General features: G+C 43.5%; 1 protein-coding gene. It reads right to left on the bottom strand.

Features of this window, described 5'->3' with window-relative positions:
* Nucleotides 1–40 precede the first annotated feature (40 nt).
* Entirely contained in the window at nucleotides 41–1723 is a 1683-nt protein-coding gene (locus AB9N12_RS19700) for an IS1182 family transposase (RefSeq protein ID WP_369893778.1), read from the bottom strand.
* Between the last annotated feature and the right edge of the window lie 113 nt (nucleotides 1724–1836).

Below are 1836 nucleotides of genomic sequence, written 5' to 3'. Positions count from 1 at the left end.
GAAGGTGTGTCGTAATGAACGATACGCCTTCTTTTTTTCATCACCTATAAAGAATCAGTAAACCTTCTTCAAGCTGCGCTCTTTTGAAGATTTGTTGATAAATGTGTTCCCCCCATCTGAAAAGAGCGGGTACAAATGGATAAAACAGTTTAATCATCCAGTCTATACCTTCTTTTCTCATTTTTGCACACATCTTTTTTATATTGAAGGCAATGGCCAAGAATGCGAAGTCCATAAAGACCTTCTCCTTTCCAAAATGGCGGAAACGTTTGTAGTTCATATTATATTTTATTTGCCCGAACACAGCTTCCGGTTCTATACATCTTTGCCCTCTGTGTTTCAGTCCTTCTTCGGAACATAGTAATTCTTTGGCTTTCTGCCTGTATTTCCTGAGTCTGTGATTCAGTTCTATTGTCCTGTTTCCCTTTGCCTTAAAACATAGACATCTCAACGGACACCCTTCACATCTGACGGCTCTGTACCTGGCATTTTCGCTTACATATCCGGATGCAGTTTTCACATGCCCGGTTCCTGTCCTCCGCATCTTTTGTCCCATGGGGCAGATGCAATAGTCATGTTCTTCATTGTAATAGAAGTTTTCGGCCTTGAACGGATTCGGTTTGAATCCGGGTCGCTGTTCCATGTGGAAGTAGTTGTATTTGACGTAGGCTTCCATATCGTTTTCAGACATGAAACGGTAATTTTCCTCAGAACCATATCCGGAGTCGGCAACCACCATATGGGCCAATCTGTCGTATCTGCCTGAAAAGGATTGCAGGAAAGGTATCATGGTCAGTGTATCCGTAGGATTGGAGAAAAGAGCGAAGTCGGTAATGAATTGGTTCTCGGTACCGATCTGAAGGTTGTAGCCGGGTTTTGTCTGCCCGTTACGCATGGCGTCCTCCTTCATCCTCATAAAAGTGGCATCCTTGTCTGTCTTGGAATAGGAGTTGCGAGCTTGCAGATTTTCCAGATGACCGTCGTATTCCTGCAGTTTATCTCTGTGTTCTTCCAGCTCCTTGAGCTGTTTGCGTTTCTTTTTCAGTGCAGTCTTTTCCTCTTTCGTGCAAGGATCGGGAGCCTGTGCAAGTGCATTACGTAATTCTCCCGCCATTTCGGTCAGCATAGTCGGAGTAAACTCTATCCCCTCATTGGTCTCTGATGATTTCTCCTGAGCGATGAACTCGTCTATCTGACCTAATAGTACATGTATTTTCTTCATCAGGCGTTCACGGTTCCGTTCGACCGTTTTTCTCCAGACGAAAGTGTACTTGTTTGCCTTGGATTCGATTTTTGTACCGTCAATGTATTCCACATTCAGGCTGATGAAACCTTTGGAAGAAAGCAGAAGTACGGTTTGGGTAAACACCTCGTTGATTTCCTTCTTCACCCGGTTGCGGAATCGGTTGATGGTAATGAAATCCGGTTTCTCGTATCCGGCCAGCCATATATAATGGATATCACGATGGAGTAGCTTTTCTATTTTCCGGCAGGAGTAGATGTTGTTCATGTAGGCATACAGAATAACCTTGAGCATCATTCGGGGATGGTAAGCACTACGGCCGCATTCCTTGTATAACTTTCTGAAACCTTCAAGATTCAGGCTTTCAACCAGAACGTCAACCATGCGAACCGGATCGTTTTCTGCAATATCCTCATCGATTCTCTCAGGAAAAAGCATGGTTTGGTTGGGAATGTAAGGACGAAAATGTATCTTTGTCATAGTGTGAAATTTTATGCTTAAAGATACAAAATCTTTAGGTAATAACAAAGCCCCTGCTTGTGAAAGTCGGGGCTTTGGGCAAAAAAAGAAGGTGCACATTTTGACACACCTTC

This window comes from Bacteroides sp. AN502(2024) (assembly GCF_041227145.1).
GTDB lineage: Bacteria > Bacteroidota > Bacteroidia > Bacteroidales > Bacteroidaceae > Bacteroides.
This window is presented reverse-complemented; position numbering and strand designations above follow the sequence as displayed.

What these genes read in the sequence shown, in the direction of transcription:
- AB9N12_RS19700 (WP_369893778.1), bottom strand. Translation starts at nt 1,723, where the DNA reads ATGACAAAGATACATTTTCGTCCTTACATTCCCAACCAAACCATGCTT.